Annotated in this window: 18 protein-coding genes; 11 read left to right on the top strand and 7 right to left on the bottom strand. The window is 69.8% G+C overall.

Annotated features, from left to right (window positions below):
- The first annotated feature begins 145 nt into the window (after positions 1–145).
- Complete coding sequence (locus Aple_RS09645; protein ID WP_155344172.1) at positions 146–676, top strand: RICIN domain-containing protein; 531 nt, start codon at positions 146–148, stop codon at positions 674–676.
- A gap of 39 nt (positions 677–715) precedes the next feature.
- Here Aple_RS09645 and Aple_RS09640 read toward each other — a convergent pair whose 3' ends face one another.
- Both Aple_RS09640 and Aple_RS09635 read right to left on the bottom strand, forming a co-directional pair.
- Positions 716–1,549, bottom strand: coding sequence for a universal stress protein (locus tag Aple_RS09640; RefSeq protein WP_155344171.1), 834 nt, complete (start codon positions 1,547–1,549; stop codon positions 716–718).
- A gap of 99 nt (positions 1,550–1,648) precedes the next feature.
- Complete coding sequence (locus Aple_RS09635) at positions 1,649–2,635, bottom strand: Acg family FMN-binding oxidoreductase (RefSeq protein WP_155344170.1); 987 nt, start codon at positions 2,633–2,635, stop codon at positions 1,649–1,651.
- 118 nt (positions 2,636–2,753) lie between these two features.
- Here Aple_RS09635 and Aple_RS09630 point away from each other — a divergent pair, with 118 nt between their 5' ends.
- From Aple_RS09630 to Aple_RS09610, 5 genes are all read left to right on the top strand, one after another.
- The gene (locus Aple_RS09630) at positions 2,754–3,107 is read left to right on the top strand and encodes a PadR family transcriptional regulator (protein ID WP_246264312.1); all 354 of its coding nucleotides are present in this window, start codon (positions 2,754–2,756) and stop codon (positions 3,105–3,107) included.
- Positions 3,104–4,093, top strand: a complete 990-nt coding sequence (locus tag Aple_RS09625) for a hypothetical protein (RefSeq protein WP_155344169.1) — start codon at positions 3,104–3,106, stop codon at positions 4,091–4,093. The genes Aple_RS09630 and Aple_RS09625 overlap by 4 nt, the downstream gene beginning before the upstream one ends.
- An 80-nt stretch (positions 4,094–4,173) precedes the next feature.
- Positions 4,174–4,791: an SRPBCC family protein gene (locus Aple_RS09620; RefSeq protein ID WP_155344168.1), complete on the top strand. Its 618-nt coding sequence runs from the start codon at positions 4,174–4,176 to the stop codon at positions 4,789–4,791.
- The gene (locus Aple_RS09615; protein ID WP_155344167.1) at positions 4,788–5,180 is read left to right on the top strand and encodes a VOC family protein; all 393 of its coding nucleotides are present in this window, start codon (positions 4,788–4,790) and stop codon (positions 5,178–5,180) included. The genes Aple_RS09620 and Aple_RS09615 overlap by 4 nt, the downstream gene beginning before the upstream one ends.
- An 87-nt stretch (positions 5,181–5,267) precedes the next feature.
- Positions 5,268–6,095, top strand: a complete 828-nt coding sequence (locus tag Aple_RS09610; protein WP_174889811.1) for a class I SAM-dependent methyltransferase — start codon at positions 5,268–5,270, stop codon at positions 6,093–6,095.
- Between the two features lie 114 nt (positions 6,096–6,209).
- Here Aple_RS09610 and Aple_RS09605 read toward each other — a convergent pair whose 3' ends face one another.
- From Aple_RS09605 to Aple_RS51930, 3 genes are all read right to left on the bottom strand, one after another.
- Positions 6,210–6,875, bottom strand: a complete 666-nt coding sequence (locus tag Aple_RS09605; protein ID WP_155344165.1) for a DUF998 domain-containing protein — start codon at positions 6,873–6,875, stop codon at positions 6,210–6,212.
- Positions 6,875–7,522, bottom strand: coding sequence for an SRPBCC family protein (locus Aple_RS09600; RefSeq protein WP_155344164.1), 648 nt, complete (start codon positions 7,520–7,522; stop codon positions 6,875–6,877). The genes Aple_RS09605 and Aple_RS09600 overlap by 1 nt, the downstream gene beginning before the upstream one ends.
- Before the next feature lie 248 nt (positions 7,523–7,770).
- Complete coding sequence (locus Aple_RS51930; RefSeq protein WP_170321374.1) at positions 7,771–9,564, bottom strand: DJ-1/PfpI family protein; 1,794 nt, start codon at positions 9,562–9,564, stop codon at positions 7,771–7,773.
- A gap of 178 nt (positions 9,565–9,742) precedes the next feature.
- Here Aple_RS51930 and Aple_RS09590 point away from each other — a divergent pair, with 178 nt between their 5' ends.
- The 5 genes from Aple_RS09590 (at position 9,743) to Aple_RS09570 (ending at position 12,820) form a co-directional block, all read left to right on the top strand.
- Positions 9,743–10,027, top strand: coding sequence for a hypothetical protein (locus Aple_RS09590; RefSeq protein ID WP_155344163.1), 285 nt, complete (start codon positions 9,743–9,745; stop codon positions 10,025–10,027).
- A 64-nt stretch (positions 10,028–10,091) separates the two neighbouring features.
- A complete protein-coding gene (locus tag Aple_RS09585; RefSeq protein ID WP_155344162.1) occupies positions 10,092–10,697 on the top strand; it encodes a response regulator transcription factor in 606 nt (201 codons plus the stop codon).
- 155 nt (positions 10,698–10,852) lie between these two features.
- On the top strand, positions 10,853–11,290 hold the full coding sequence (locus tag Aple_RS09580) for a response regulator (protein WP_246264310.1): 438 nt from the start codon (positions 10,853–10,855) through the stop codon (positions 11,288–11,290).
- Between the two features lie 44 nt (positions 11,291–11,334).
- Entirely contained in the window at positions 11,335–11,811 is a 477-nt protein-coding gene (locus Aple_RS09575) for a MarR family winged helix-turn-helix transcriptional regulator (RefSeq protein ID WP_174889809.1), read from the top strand.
- A gap of 91 nt (positions 11,812–11,902) precedes the next feature.
- The gene (locus Aple_RS09570) at positions 11,903–12,820 is read left to right on the top strand and encodes an LLM class flavin-dependent oxidoreductase (RefSeq protein WP_155344161.1); all 918 of its coding nucleotides are present in this window, start codon (positions 11,903–11,905) and stop codon (positions 12,818–12,820) included.
- Here the strand turns inward: Aple_RS09570 and Aple_RS09565 are convergent.
- Together Aple_RS09565 and groEL are read right to left on the bottom strand one after the other, a co-directional pair.
- The gene (locus Aple_RS09565) at positions 12,817–13,908 is read right to left on the bottom strand and encodes a glycoside hydrolase family 113 protein (RefSeq protein WP_155344160.1); all 1,092 of its coding nucleotides are present in this window, start codon (positions 13,906–13,908) and stop codon (positions 12,817–12,819) included. The two genes, Aple_RS09570 and Aple_RS09565, sit on opposite strands and share 4 nt — an antisense overlap.
- Before the next feature lie 19 nt (positions 13,909–13,927).
- The coding region (gene groEL / locus Aple_RS09560) for a chaperonin GroEL (protein WP_155344159.1) at positions 13,928–14,987 on the bottom strand (1,060 nt) is incomplete at its 5' end.

The raw sequence follows: 14,987 nt of genomic DNA, 5'->3' as shown, positions 1-14,987 counted from the left end.
GCTCTCACCAACACGAGTATCAAGGAAGATCTTCTAGGATCAGCCAGCGGCCGCGCTTCGCAGTTGAGTAGCACCCGACTCACGACACACCGGGCGGGCTCCCCGGATTCTGGAAAAAATCCGAACCAGCCCTTGGGAGCTTAGGATGGATCGTTCCACCACACTCAAACTCTCCGTCGCCGCGCTGGCGCTGGGCCTGACCGCGATCGCGGCTCCGGCTCAGGCCGCCTCCAGCGCCCCCCGCCAGGTGATGCTCGTCAACGTCGAGACCGGCAAGTGCCTCACCATCGCGGGCGGGGTCAGCACCCAGAACAACGTCCACGCCGTCCAGTACACCTGCGACACCCACCTCTCCCGCCGCTGGACGATGTCGTCGGGCGTCGGCGGCGGCCTGCGCATCAAGAACGCCCAGACCGGCAAGTGCCTCACCATCGCGGGCGGCCTCAGCACGGCGAACAACGTCACGGCCCTGCAGTACAACTGTGACACCCACCGGTCGCGGTCGTGGACCTTGACCGAGGACGGCGAGACCGGCAACTACCGGATCCGGAACGTCCAGACCGGCAAGTGCGTGACCATCGCGGGCGGCGTCAGCAAGGCGAACAACGTCGAAGCGCTGCAGTACACCTGCGACAGCCACCCCTCCCGCCGCTGGCACCTCGTCTACGTGACCTGACGCTTTCCTGGCGGATCGCCACCAGCCGGTGGCGATCCGTCAGGGTGTGATCCGGACGACCGCCACCGGGCAGGGAGCGTGGTGCAGCATGGCCTGGCTGACCGATCCGAGGAGCATGCCCGCCAGGACCCCGTGCCCGTGCGAGCCGACGACGAGCAGGTCGGCGCCGTCAGCGGCGTGCCGCAGGGCGTCGACCGGGTGCCCGTGCACGACGTCCATCGACACCGGCACGTCCGGGCTGGTCTCCCGCCATCCGGCCAGGACCTCGGCCAGCACGCGCCGGCTGCCCTCCGGTTCGCCGGCGTCCGGCCGGATGAGGTCGTGCCAGTCCCAGGCCAGCACGGCGCGCAGGCCGGCGCCGCGCAGGGCCGCCTCCTTGAAGGCGAACTCCAGAACGGCGGGCTGGGCTCCGGAGCCGTCCACGCCGACGACGATCTCCGGCCGGGCCGGCGACTGCCGCTTGCGCACCACGACCACGTCGCAGGCCGCGTGGCCGGCCACGCCGTACGCCACGGAGCCGATCAGCTTGCCGCGCAGGGCGCCGAGCCCGGAGTCCCCGACGACGAGCAGCTCGGCGTGGCGCGACTCCTCGATGAGGGCCACCCGGGCGTCGCCGCCCACCAGCTTCGTGTCGACGTTCACCTTCGCCTCCGCGCGCCGCGCCGCTCCGGCGGCCTCGGCGAGCGCGGCGTTCCCCCCGTCACGCATCCAGGTCCCGACTCCGCTGTACGGCCCCGCGGTGCCCCGATCGAGGCACCAGGCGGGCACCGCGCTCACCACGCGGAGCGGCACGTCACGCAGCACGGCTTCGTGAGCCGCCCACTCCACCGCTTCCACACCGGCCCGCATGCCGTCCACTCCGGCGACGATCACGATGTCCTCCCATTGGGTCTACGCCTGCCTTCATGATCGCCGATGGGCCCTCGGAAAGTCAGAGCCGATGGACCCGAGAAGGAAGGGACCTCCGTCCGCTTAGCCGGGGTTTCCGCCCTCGTCGAGAACGTCCGCCAGCGGTCGCCGGACCCCCCGGGTCCTGGTGGTGGGATAGCCCAGCCGCATCACCATCTGCGGGAACTCCCCCGAGCAGAGCTGCGCCCGGATGAAGTCTCGCAGCTGCGGGTGTTCCAGCGCCTGGGTGTGGAAGGCGGCGGCGACACCCGCGGCCGCGGCGTGCAGGAGCACCGCCTGGAGCGCCTGCCCGGCCTTCAGCCAGTCCGCGCGCGTGTCGCTTCTGGTGGTCAGCAGCGCCACCACCCCGGTGTCCGCGGCCATGGGCTGATCATCGGGGTTGCCCCAGCCCTGCCCGCGCGCGTAGTCGCGCTGGGCGAAGTGCGGATGTGTCCGGCGGGCCTGCTGCGGGTAGGCGTCCGCGGGCACGCCGTCGCGATACTTGCTGCCCGGTGGCCGCCCCCAGCGGATCATCTCCAGGCTGTACTCCCGATCCTGGGCCTGCACCTCCTGGGCCGCCGTGGTGAGCGCCGCGAGAACCCGGATCGCCCCCTCCGCCCCGACGGGGGTCAGCCGGGCGCCTTCCCGTTCCGCCTCCCCCACCAGCGCGTCCAGCATGCGCTCCGGCACTCGCCTGCCCGCGAAGCCCGCCCGATGCGTACGCCGCCGGGGAATCTCCGACCGGATCACCTCGGTGTGCTCATCCACCGCCTCGGCCGGCCCTATCCGTACGGTGGCCAGCAACGCCGGCCGGTCAGGATCGGGAAGCATCCCCACCAGCGGCTCGAAACCGAGGGCGCGTATCGCCGTCCTGACGTTGAACAGCGCGGCCCCGCAGCTCACCAGGAGCTCCCTGCCCTCCGGATCGGCCGCGCGCAACCGCCGGTCGACGTCGGCGCGGAGACTGATCTCGTCTCCGGCGATGGTGAACGACCACGGCTGACTGTTGTGCACCGACGGCGCCCACCCCGCCGCCTCCACGACGGCTTCCAGATCCTCTCGCGTACGCATTCCGCCCCACCTCCATCTCCAGTCCAATGACCCGTGCGCCACCGGGTAAGGGCCGAAGGTCCCCCGTTGGCGGGACGGTGGGCTCCAATAACCTGCTTTCCGATATATTCTGGAGCGCATGGGAAGACGGATGATGACGGAGGCGGCGTTCCTCGTTCTCACCGCGCTGGTCGACGAGCCGCGGCATGGCTACGGGATCGTGCGGGAGGTCGAGACGCTGTCCGCCGGGCGGGTGCGGCTCAAAGTCGGCACGCTGTACGGCGTGCTCGACCGGCTGGCGGCCGACGAGCTGGTGACGCTGGACCGCGAAGAGGTGCAGCAGGGCCGGCTGCGCCGCTACTACCGGCTGACCGACTCCGGTGCGACGGCGCTGGAGGCGGAAGCCGTACGGCTCGCGGAGAACATCAGGGCTGCCACGGATCGGCTCAGCGCCCGCCACCGGCGTGCGATCACGGCGGGAGGGGCGGCATGAGCCTGCTGGAGGAGAGCTATCGGCGCGTGCTGCGCCTGCTGCCCGCCTCCTACCGCGCCAAGCGGGAGGAGGAGATGGTTGCGGCCTACCTGGAAAGCGCGGGGGACGTCGGCGACGAGGACGGTCCCAGGCCCAGCTGGCCGGAGATCGCCAGCGTGGCGGCGCTGTCGATGCGGGTCCGCCTGGGCGGTGTCGGCGCGGCGCCGAGGTTCTTCGCCTGGGGCCAGACGATCCGCCTGGTGGCCCTGCTGGGGCTGTTCTTCCAAACAGTGATCAGTTGCGTGTACTTCGGCGGTTTCCTCCGCACCTACGACGAGTACGGGTTCCCTGGATCGATGATCCAGACCTTGGCCAGCGGCTTGTGGATCGCGGCGTTCGTGACGCTCGCCTGGGATCGCGTCCGCGCCGCCAAGGTGCTGGCGCTGCTCGCCCTGGCCCAGCAGCTGTTCCTCATCGCCGCCACTGTCGACGGCGAGTACCTCCTGGTCAGATTGCCCTACACCCTGCTGACCCTGGTGCCGGTGCTGGCCCTGACCGCGGGATTCCATCGCGACGCGCCACAGGTCCGCCGCACGTGGTGGCTCACCCCGACGCCGCTCGGCGCCGGCATCCTGCTGTCGGTGGCGCTGGGCGTGGCAGCGGTGGAACTCAATCTCCGCCTGCCGGCATCGTGGGCCTGGCTTGACGAGGCCGGCCTGGCCAGCCTGCTGATCGTGATCGCGGGCCTCGCCCGCGTGGGCGCGCACTGGCACTCCCCCGCACTGCGGACACCATCGTGGCCACTGGCCCTGGCGATCCTGGCGGTGCCGGTATTGTGCGCTCGATTCCCCGCTCTCAATTTCGGCGCCACCGACTCGATCACCCAGACCATGACAGCCGTGGCGCTCGGTCAGAGCATCGCCGTCGCGCTAACCTGCCTGATCCTGGTCGTCCTGGGCGCCAGAGCGCTGCTGGCCATTCCGCGTGACCAGGTCGCCGAGTCGTGACCTACGCAGCAAAATCATGTTTGACTTATATAAGCGCACCCTGAAACGATCGGGTCGACGGATCCTGAGGAGGACACCTGATGGATATCGTTGACGAGGTCAACCAGGCGCATCGCGAACTGCTCAACGGTGAGCGCAAGGTCATGACGCTGCGGCGGCGCTACGACGCCGACGTCGAGGACGTGTGGGACGCCTGCACGAACGCCGAGCGGCTGCGCCGCTGGTTCCTGCCCGTCACCGGAGACCTGCGGCTGGGCGGCACGTACCAGCTCGAGGGCAACGCGGGCGGCGAGATCCTGCGCTGCGAGCCACCCCGCCTGCTGGCGGTCAGCTGGCTGTACGGCGAGGATCCCGGCTTCTCCGAGGTCGAGGTGCGCCTGTCGAGCGAGGGCGACGGCACCCTGTTCGAGCTGCGCCACACCGCCGACGTGCCCCCGGACATGTGGTCCGGCTACGGCCCCGGCGCCGCCGGCGTGGGCTGGGACCTCTCCCTCCTGGGCCTCAGCCTGCACCTGTCGGGCGCGCCCCCGGTCGACGAGAACACCTTCCACCAGACCCACGAGGGCCGGCGCTTCATCACGGCCAGCAGCCAGGCGTGGGGCCACGCCCACGAGGCCGCCGGCGGCCCACCCGACCAGGTCGCCACCGCCGTCGCCAACACCACCGCCTTCTACGCCCCCGAGGACGAGCAGTCATGACCCAGAAGATCACCACTTTCCTCATGTTCCAGAACGGCGACGCCGAGGAGGCCATGACGTTCTACGTCTCCCTCTTCGAGGACGCCAAGGTGGTGAACGTCACCCACATCCCTCCGGGGGAGCCCGCGGAAGGCAAGATCAGGCATGCCACCTTCACCCTGGCGGGCCAGGAGTACATGTGCATCGACAGCTCCGGGCACGCCTTCACGTTCACGCCGTCGGTCTCGCTCTACGTCGGATGCGACACCGAGGAGGAGATCGACCGCCTGTACGCGGCGCTCGCCGAGGGCGGCGGGGAACTCATGCCACTGAGCTCCTACGGCTTCAGCACCAAGTTCGGCTGGGTAAACGACCGCTTCGGCGTCTCCTGGCAGCTCAACCTTCCGTAACGGACGTCCCAGCCTGCGGCCGGGCGCCTTCGCGATCGGCGGACAACGCGAGCGTGCCGACGACTTTAAAGTAGGCGCGTGACCACTATGCCGCCGGAGCGAGCACGTCCTTCCGAGCCCCAGCCTCACCAGCACCGACAGGTAGCGGAGTCGTTCGGGGTGGACGCCGAACGCTACGACCGGACCCGGCCCCCATATCCCGACGCCCTGGTGAACCGGATCGTCGCCGCCGGCCTCGGGCCCAACGTTCTCGACGTCGGCTGCGGCACCGGCATAGCGGCCCGGCAGTTCCAGGCGGCCGGCTGCACGGTTCTCGGCGTCGAGCCCGACGCCCGCATGGCCGAATTCGCGCGCCGCAGCGGGATCGAGGTCGAGGTGGCGACGTTCGAAGCCTGGGATCCCGCCGGCCGGGACTTCGACGCGGTCATCGCCGGGACGGCCTGGCACTGGGTCGACCCGGTCGCCGGACCGGCCAAGGCGGCACGGGTGCTGCGGCCCGGCGGCCGGCTGGCGGCATTCTGGCACGCGTTCCAGCCTCCGCCCGCCGTGGCGGACGCCTTTGCCGCAGTCTACCAGCGGGTGATGCCCGACTCGCCGTTCAACCTCCAGCCGACGAGGCAAGCCCTGGACATCTATCAGGCGATGTTCTCCAAGGCCGCCGACGCGATCCGGGACGCGGGCGGGTTCAGCGACCCGGAGCAGTGGCGATTCGACTGGGAGCAGCCCTACACCCGGCACGCGTGGCTGGACCAGCTGCCCACTACCGGCGCCCTCACCCGGCTTCCGCCGGACAAGCTGACGGAGGTGCTGGAGGGCGTCGGCACCGCCATCGACGCGGTGGGGGGCAGCTTCACGATGCGCTACGCCACGGTGGCGGTCACCGCGACCCGAACCAGCGCCGCCGACCCGGCCTGACGTCCACCGGCGGTGCGAACCGACGCAGCCTGCCCCGGCTTAACGGTCCACCGGCTCGGACGGGGACGCCGACCAGGCCGGTGCTGACGGCGAGCGGACAGCAGGTGCGCGCTTTCACTCCTCGCCTGGCCGGGTCAGCCGGTGCGCGGCCAGGAGCGACGTCCACACCAGGACGAGCGCGATCGGGACGGCGAAGGCGATGTTGGCCGCCCTGTTGCCCGGCAGCGCGAAGATCGACATCCAGGATGCCAGGAAGAGCGCGCCGGTCACCGTACTGAAGGCCGACCAGCCGCGGCGGCCGGCCGCGGCGAAGCGGCGGGCGAACACGAAGCAGGCGGCGATCAGCGCGAGGAAGGCGACCCCGGCGACGAGGAAGTGCACGAGTCCGGGCACGCTGACGGTCGTGGGCGGGCCGGTCGGCGTCCCCGGCGGGAAGCCGTCGACGGGGTCGGCGGAGAAGAAGGCCGCGGCGACGATCCCGGCGCCGAAGACGCCGATCAGCCGCGGCCCCCAGGTGCCGCCCCGGCCCGCCGAAGGCCCCAGTACTCGGCGCAGCCCGACCGCGCCCGCCCCGAACAGCAGGCCGCTGACCAGGAAGTTGGCGATCTGGATCCATCCCAGGTCACCGTTGCTCAGCAAGCTGGCCGGATGGCGGCTGATGTCGAACCCGTCCCTGGTGAGCATCTGCAGGACGACCACGACGATGTAGAGCGGGCCGGCGATGATCCCGCAGGTCAACAGCGTCCTCGTCGAGCCGGCGGCGGTGGCGTTCCCGGGCATCAGCCGTTCTCACCGGTCTCGGGGGCGAAGTGCTGCACCCCGAACGCGATGGCCGCGGCGATGTCGTCGTCGCTGGTTCCCCAGGCGGCCTGGATCACCGCTCCCCAGGCGTGGCAGCTGCGGGTCGCGAACTCCTTGACCTCGGGCGTGTCCTCCCAGGTCGCGGGGTCGAACGTGGCGTCGCTGAGGAACAGGTGGAGGCCGAGCAGCGCGAGATCCCAGCCGCCGCCGACTCCGATCGTGCCGCCGGGGCCGTACGTGCGCAGCAGCTCGTCGACGATCTCGGCGGGAGAGGAGTGCTCCAGCTCCAGGACGGTGCCGTCCCCGTCGCGCGCGAGGCGGACTTCGACCTCGGTGAGCATGCCTTCCCCGAAGGCCCAGGTCACCTTGATCAGATGGGGCTCCTCGCAGCGCAGGATCTCCCCGCCGGCGTTGTCCTTGAGCTGGAACGTGCCGCCGAGCCGGAGGTCGCCCTCGATCGGGGCCAGCCATCGGCTGATCCGGTCGGGGTCGGTGCAGGCGCTCCACACGTCCTCGATGGGGGCGTCGTAGGTACGGCGCAGCAGCAACGACCGACCTTCGCCGGTGGTGAGCGCGTGGTTGCCGATCTCCCGGTGAGTGGCGTTGACCTGATTTATGTCAATCATGTGTCTTCCTCGTTGTTTTGTGGACGGCGGCTCGGCGGGGTTTTCGCGGCGCTCACGCCCGCCGCGCGCGAGTTCGGCGCCCAGCGCGTCCAGGCGCTGGGTCCAGAACCGGCGGAAGCGCTCCAACCAGATGTCGACCTCCCGCAGTGGTGCCGAGTGGCAGAATGTCAGCTTCGGCTTATATAAGTCAAGTGTGAATTATGACGAGAAGCCCTGGCCGCCAGAACGGCCAGGGCTGTAGGGAATGGTCAGATCATGGCTGGCTTCTTACCGGTTCCGCGGGAGGGCTCCGGTTCCCGGGATCTGGCTCGGAGTCGCCGGAACACCATGCCGCTGGCGATGGCGGCGCCGGCGCCCAGCAGCGCGAGCAACAGGGGGATGATCGTCGCGAGCCATGGCCAGGCGTCGCCGGTCAGCTTGACGTCGAGTATGGGGTATTCCAGCGTCTTGGCGGCGAACCGGGCGGTTTGCACGTCGTACGTGCGGGCAATGTCGCGCAGCACCGGGTCGAACGCGAACTCCTGGTCGAGGTGGAGGTATTCGGGCTGAAGACCTCCGGCGCCCACCCCCGCGTGACGCCGCGCGGCGTCCACTCCGGGCACGAGGAGCCGGTCGAGGTCACCGGCGGCCGCCGCGACCGTCGAGCGGGGGACGAACGTCAGGCCGTGCCTGGAGCGGACCGGGCCGTCGCCGAGCGCGACGGTGCGCCCGATCGTGGACTGCTCGGTGTAGGAGATGAACGCGGAGGCGAGTTCCAGCTCGCCGACGCCCTCGGTGACCTGCACGCCGATGGTCGTCGGTCCTGGCTGGTAGGAGGCGTTGAGTACGGCGACCACATCGGATGGCTCCAAGCCGGACACGGGGATCTGCGCGGAGCCGCCCGGCGTGTAATGGCGCCAGTGGACTCTCCGCGCCGCCTCGCGCGCGGTGTTCTCGTCGATCAGCCGTTCGATGATCCGGAGGCCGCCGTCGATTCCGGACAGCACGCCGGCGGCGGTGATCACATTCCCGTCGTCGACGTACCGCTGGCCGGCCACCCAGTTCACCTTGCCGAAGTCCTCGCGTAGTCCGGACAGCCGCAACCAGTGGGAGGTCGCGGGCCTGCCGTCCAGCAGGCCGCTGTCCGCGAGCGTGCGCGCCCCGGCGCAGACGCTGACGGTCAGCGCGCCGGCGGCCGATTGGCGCCGCAGCCACACGTTGATCGAATCGCGCTCCGCGGGCTCCGATGGCTGCAGGGCGGGAATCACCACGGCGTCGAGGCTGTCGCGCCGGTCGCCCAGCAGCCGGGCCAGCTCGTCGAAGGTCAGGTCGGGCACCAGGTCCAGGCCACCGGTCAGAGGCGCCAGCCGGGTGGCGGCCGAGACGACGTAGGTGTTGAACCGTCCGGTGCCCGCCAGCACCTCGTACGGACCGAGCAGATCGGCCACGTTGGCGCCGCTCTCGCTGACCAGCAGAGCCACCGTGGGCTTGGCCGGATCATGGCCGCCGGCCTTGCTCACCGGCTGGACCGACACGGCATCCGACCGCGTCGTGTACTGGTCGCGGAACTTCCCGACGGTGTTCACCGCTGAGACCGTGGCAGGGACCGATAACGCGACCAGCACGACGGCCGCCCTCCTGACCCATGCCGGGCGGATGCCGACCGGGTGATGCGTGTACTCCGCCCGCCGCCTCAGCATGGCCAGCGCCATGAAGACGAACATGAGCACGTGCCCGATCGACGTCACCAGGTGGCCCGGCAACACGCCGAACCAGTACGGGACGAGCAGGACGAGGAACGGCGCGACCATCGCCAGGCTCATCTCGGCGATGGCGGGCCAGCCGTGCCGGCGAACCCGCATCCACACGGCCATGCCGGCGCACATGTCGGCGGCCATGATCAGGGTGCTGACGTCGAGCCGGGTGACCTCCGGCAGGACGGCGCCCCACAGCAGACCGAGCAGCAGCATCCCCAGGCTCATCGCGAGGACCATCTCGACGTAGTGCCAGACGAACCGGCCGACCATGCGCGCCCTGCCGATACGTGGCTGGTGGATTGTCATCGCTGGACTCCTAACGACTCGACGTCTCTCTCCACCCGCCGAGTGTGGCCTGATCTGCGAAGACGCAACCAGTGCCTGCAGCACGAGGTCGGCATGGGATTCGCACGAGCCCGATATGCACTCTGCATGTGCCGAAGGCCCGGAACATGAAACGGTGAGGGGCGGGCGGCGGTGAGTGGTGACGAGCGGCGTGGCCGTGGCGACGGCGCTGTTCGCGCTGCCATTGCTGTACACGATCCCGCGCGGCCGGATGGTGGGCCCGCCACCGAGCCTGGCTGCTGTGCGCCCAGGCCGTCCTGACATATCTGCCTTTCGCCGTCTGCGCGTCACCACCGGCGGCACCGGTATCGGGAACCTCAGCGCGCGCGTACAAGCCCTCGGCGGGCACTTCACCGCCGGCCCGCACGGCGAAGGGGGGTTCGAGTTGGTCGTCGAGATCCCTGGAGACCCGGCGGAGAGCTGATGTAAACTTGAAGGCTGCCCATCGGGCTGGAGCCGGGTCGCTGTGGTTGTCGCGGGAGGAACAGATGGTCCGGATTCTGATCGCCGAGGACATGCGTATCCTGCGTGACACGCTGGTCGCCCTGCTCGAGCTGGAGGACGACCTCGAAGTCGTCGCCGAGCTGGCCTCCGGCGACCACATCGTGCCCGCCGCGCTCCAGCATCGGCCGGACGTGGCGGTCCTGGACATCGATCTGCCCGGCACCGACGGGCTCGCCGCCGCAGCGGAGTTGCACCGGTTGCTGCCGGAGTGCCGGACCCTGATCCTGACCGGCCTGGGCAAGCCGGGAACCCTGCGCCGAGCGCTGGCCGCTCACGTGTCCGGGTTCATCGTCAAGGACGCGCCGTCGCAGGAGCTGGTCGACGCGGTACGGCGGGTGGCCGCCGGTGACCGCGTGATCGACGCGACGCTGGCGCTGGCCGCGCTGGAGGCGTCCGGCAATCCGCTCTCGCCCCGGGAGGCCGAGGTCCTCAAGCGCCACGCGGGCGGCGCGTCGGCGGCCGAGATCGCCGCTGCGATGCATCTGTCCTACGGGACCGTGCGCAATTATCTCGCGTCGTCGGTCACCAAGCTGGGCGCACGCAACCGGGTCGACGCCGCGCGCATCGCCGACGAGGCCGGCTGGCTGTAGCCGGTGGCCGCCCTCACGTGTCGATGGCCGCCCTCACGTGTCGGTGGCCGCCCTCACGTGTCGATGGCCGCCCTCACGATGTGCGATCTGCACGGCCTCCGCGATGCGTTCCGCATGGTGGAGTCGTGCCGGCCGCACTGGCAGTGGATCTTCCGGTGAGCGAAGACTGGAGCATGGGCAACACGGCCGCGCGCGAGAACACGGTGACGCGAATCCTGGTCGCCGAGGACGTGGCTGACCTGCGTGACACGCTGGTCGCCCTGCTCGAGCTGGAGGACGACCTCGAAGTCGTCGCCGAGCTGGCCTCCGGGGGCCACATCGTGCCCGTCGCGCTCCGGCTCCGCCCCGACGTGGCGGTGATCGACATCGATCTGCCCGACGTGGACGGGCTGACCGCCGCCGCGGAGTTGCACCAGCGGCTGCCCGCCTGCCGCACCCTGATCCTTACCGGCCTGACCAGACCAGGAGACCTTCACCGCGCATTGGCCGCCGGAGCGTCGGGATTCCTGACCAAGGACGGCCCAGCGGACGGGCTCATCGACGCCATCCGCAGAATCGCGCGCGGCGAGCAGCTCTTCCCGCAGCCCGATTAAATGGCCATTGTTTTTGGTGAGCCAGGTAAAGGTACCCTGGCCGGGTGGGTAAGCATGATGATGGCCAGATCGGGATTGTGCCCGCGCTGGTGCGGTCGACGTTCCTGGTGAACGCGGTGTACGCCGAGTCGGGCCGGGAACACGGCCTCACCCCGCAGCAGGGCCAATTGTTGTGCGTGCTGATGGCCCAGCCGTACGGTATGGGCGAGTTGGGCGCGACGCTGGGACTGGCCAAATCCAGCCTTACCGGTCTGGTGGACCGCACCGAGCGCAACGGCCTGGTCCGGCGCGAACCAGACCCGCAGGATACGCGCGCGGTCCGGGTCACGCTCACGCCGGAAGGCGGCAAACTGGCGGAGGAGTTCTACGCCGAGACCTGCCGCCGGGTCGGAAAGCTGCCGACGGGGCTCAGCGCCGCCGAACTCGACACGCTCGCCCGCCTGCTGAGCCGCATCGTGCTGGACAACAAGGTTCCAGTGGTTTTCCTGGAAGAAGGATCCCTCGCCGATCACGAGCGATAAGACCGCCTCCCGCGAGGCTTGAAGTTCGCAGTACGAACTAATACGGTTCGTACCGCGAACTAAGATTTTTTCGTCCGTGGGAGTGGAAATCATGATTCATACCGCCGGTCGGGAAGTCGTCTTCGGTTTCGGTGCGCACAACGGATTCGGCGAGGTGCCGGAGTTGCTGCGCATGGTGGAACAAGCCGACCGTGACGAGCTTGACGTCTTCTCGGTGGCCGACCATCCCTACATCGGCGGGCGCCTGGACGCGTACGCCTCCGTTGGATTCATCCTCGGGCGTACGCGCCACATCTCGGGCCTCGTCAACGTCACCAACCTGCCCACCCGGCCCGCACCCATGCTGGCACGGCTCGTGACGTCCCTGTCGGCGATCTCCGGCGGGCGCGTCGTGCTCGGCATGGGCGCGGGCGGGCGGTGGGACCGCATCGCCGACATGGGCGTGCCGCCGCTCTCACCTGGCGATGCCGTGAACGCCTTCGAGGAGGCGATCGTCCTGGTCAAGCTGCTGTCGGGTGGCGGCCCGCCGGTCACCTACCAGGGCCGCCACTACCAGGTGGACCAGATCGAGCCCGCTCCCGTGGCCGCGCCCCTCGTGTGGACCGGATCGGTCGGCCCGAAGTCCCTGGCCGCTACGGGCCGGGTGGCCGACGGCTGGATCCCCGGCCACGCGTCCGACTGGCTCAGCGAGCGATACCGGACGTCGCGGCCGATCATCGACGAGGCGGCGGCGACCGTGGGACGCGATCCACGCGCAATCCGCACGGTCTTCAACCTCCCCGGACGCATCACCGACCGGCCGCTGCCCGCCACGCGTGACCGCGACGGCCGCTGGATCGGCGGTTCCGTCGGCCAGTGGATCGAGGAACTAACCGGAGCCGTGCTGGAGCACGACGCGTCGGGCTTCACCCTCTTCCCCGCCGGTCACACCGACCTAGTCTTCCTCGGCCGCTGGGCCAGAGAGATCGCCCCTGCCGTACGCGAAGCGATCGCGAAGGAGAACGGCTAGCCCGGCCGGCCTGTTATGTCTGCCGGGTGGCTAGCCCGGCCGACCTGTTCTGTCTGCCGGGTGGCTGTCCTGGCGCGTCCGTATTCGGCCAGGGCATGGAAGGCGGCCTTGGGTTCCCACGGCAGCCCCGGATAGGCCGTGCCTGTGTGGCCGTACTCCAGGATCTTGACGATGCCGAAGCTGGCGGTGTCGAAGTCCCGTTCCGGCTCGGCGGACGTCGGCAGGTCCCGGCGGGCGAAGGTGTTGACGAACGCCGTGTCGGCGCCCTCCTCGTCGTAGATGCCGAGAAGCTCGCGTACGTAGGCGGCTTGTTCTTCTTCGTCCCGTGTGATGGTTGCGGTCAGGCGGGCGGGGCGGGCATGTTCGTCCCATTCGACGATGGCGTCGCCGCGTCCGCCCAGATCGGCGGCGCCACGATAGGTGACGCAGCCGAATTCGGTGACGGCGAGCGGTTTGCCCTGCGAGGTCTGCGCGCGCAGACCCGCACGGAACCCGGGCGCGGTGGCCGCGTCGCGGTATCCGGCGTCGGTGGCGATCATGTCGAACGGAGCCCAGTCCACGCCTTCGAAGGGCAGCGAGGCGTAGCTGACCGGGCCGCCGAACCGTTCGCGCACCGCGGCGACGGCTCTGGTGAGGAAGGCGTTGACGCGGGCATGCACGCCGGGGAGCGCGGCGCGCACCCGCGCGGGCTCGGCCAGCCCGGCAAGCCGTTCCCGCAGGCTGTCACCAGGCAGAAAACCGCTGGTGACCAAGCTGATCTCAGAGCCGGTGAGAAACACGACGCGCGCCCCTTCCCGGCGCAGGCGTTCGGCCCGTTCGGCACCGTCGACGAGGAACGCCATCAGCTCGTCCTGGGTGAGGCCGTTGGTGAACGGCGAGTACCAGACCTCCAGACCCGCGCGGGCGGCGTGCCGGGCGGCGGTCTCAAGACGGTCCTGGTCTCCTCCGGTGACACGGACCGCGTCACAGTGCAGGTCGTCGCGGATGATCTGCATCTCACGGCGTACGACGTCGGGGTCGAAGGGCTCGTGGGTGGTGGTTCCAGCAGATGGGAAACCGGTGTCGTAGGTGACACCGTAGACACGCATCAGAGGTCTCCGTGTGTGGTTAGAAGTCCATGTCGCCGCCGCCGGGCATGGCGGAGGTCGGGTTCTTCTCGGGCTTTTCGGCGATGACGGCCTCGGTGGTCAGGAAGAGCGCCGCGATGGAGGCGGCGTTCTGCAGGGCAGAGCGCGTCACCTTGGCCGGGTCGATGATGCCGGTGTCGAACATGTTCACGTACTCACCGGTGGCGGCGTTGAGGCCCTCACCCGGGGTGAGGTTGCGGACCTTCTCCACCACGACGCCGCCTTCGAGGCCGGCGTTGACGGCGATCTGCTTGAGAGGCTCCTCAAGCGCCTTCCTCACGATCGCGGCACCGGTGGCCTCGTCGCCGAGGAGCTCGAGCTTGTCGAACGCCTTGGCGCTGGCCTGGAGCAGCGCGACGCCGCCGCCGGGGACGATGCCCTCCTCGACGGCCGCCTTGGCGTTGCGGACGGCGTCCTCGATGCGGTGCTTGCGCTCCTTGAGCTCGACCTCGGTGGCCGCGCCCGCCTTGATGACGGCCACGCCGCCGGCGAGCTTGGCGAGGCGCTCCTGGAGCTTCTCGCGATCGTAGTCGGAGTCGGTACGCTCGATCTCGGCGCGGATCTCGTTGACCCGGCCGGCGATCGCCTCGGCGACACCCGCGCCGTCCACGATCGTGGTCTCGTCCTTGGTCACCACGACCTTGCGAGCCCGGCCGAGCAGGCCGAGGGTGGCATTCTCCAGCTTGAGACCGACCTCCTCGGCGATGACCTGGCCACCGGTCAGGATCGCGATGTCGCCCAGCATGGCCTTGCGGCGGTCGCCGAAGCCCGGAGCCTTGACCGCGACCGACCGGAGAACGCCCTTCATCTTGTTGACGATCAAGGTCGACAGCACCTCCCCCTCGACGTCCTCAGCGATGACCAGCAGCGGCTTGCCGGCCTGCACGACCTTGTCGAGCAAGGGCAGCACGTCCCTGTTGGCGGAGACCTTGCCGCTCACGATCAGGACGTACGGATCGTCCAGGACCGCCTCCATGCGCTCGGGGTCGGTCACGAAGTAACCCGAGTTGTAGCCCTTGTCGAAGCGCATACCCTCGGTG

This window comes from Acrocarpospora pleiomorpha, assembly GCF_009687885.1.
In the GTDB taxonomy this organism is placed as follows: Bacteria; Actinomycetota; Actinomycetes; order Streptosporangiales; family Streptosporangiaceae; genus Acrocarpospora; species Acrocarpospora pleiomorpha.
This window is presented reverse-complemented; position numbering and strand designations above follow the sequence as displayed.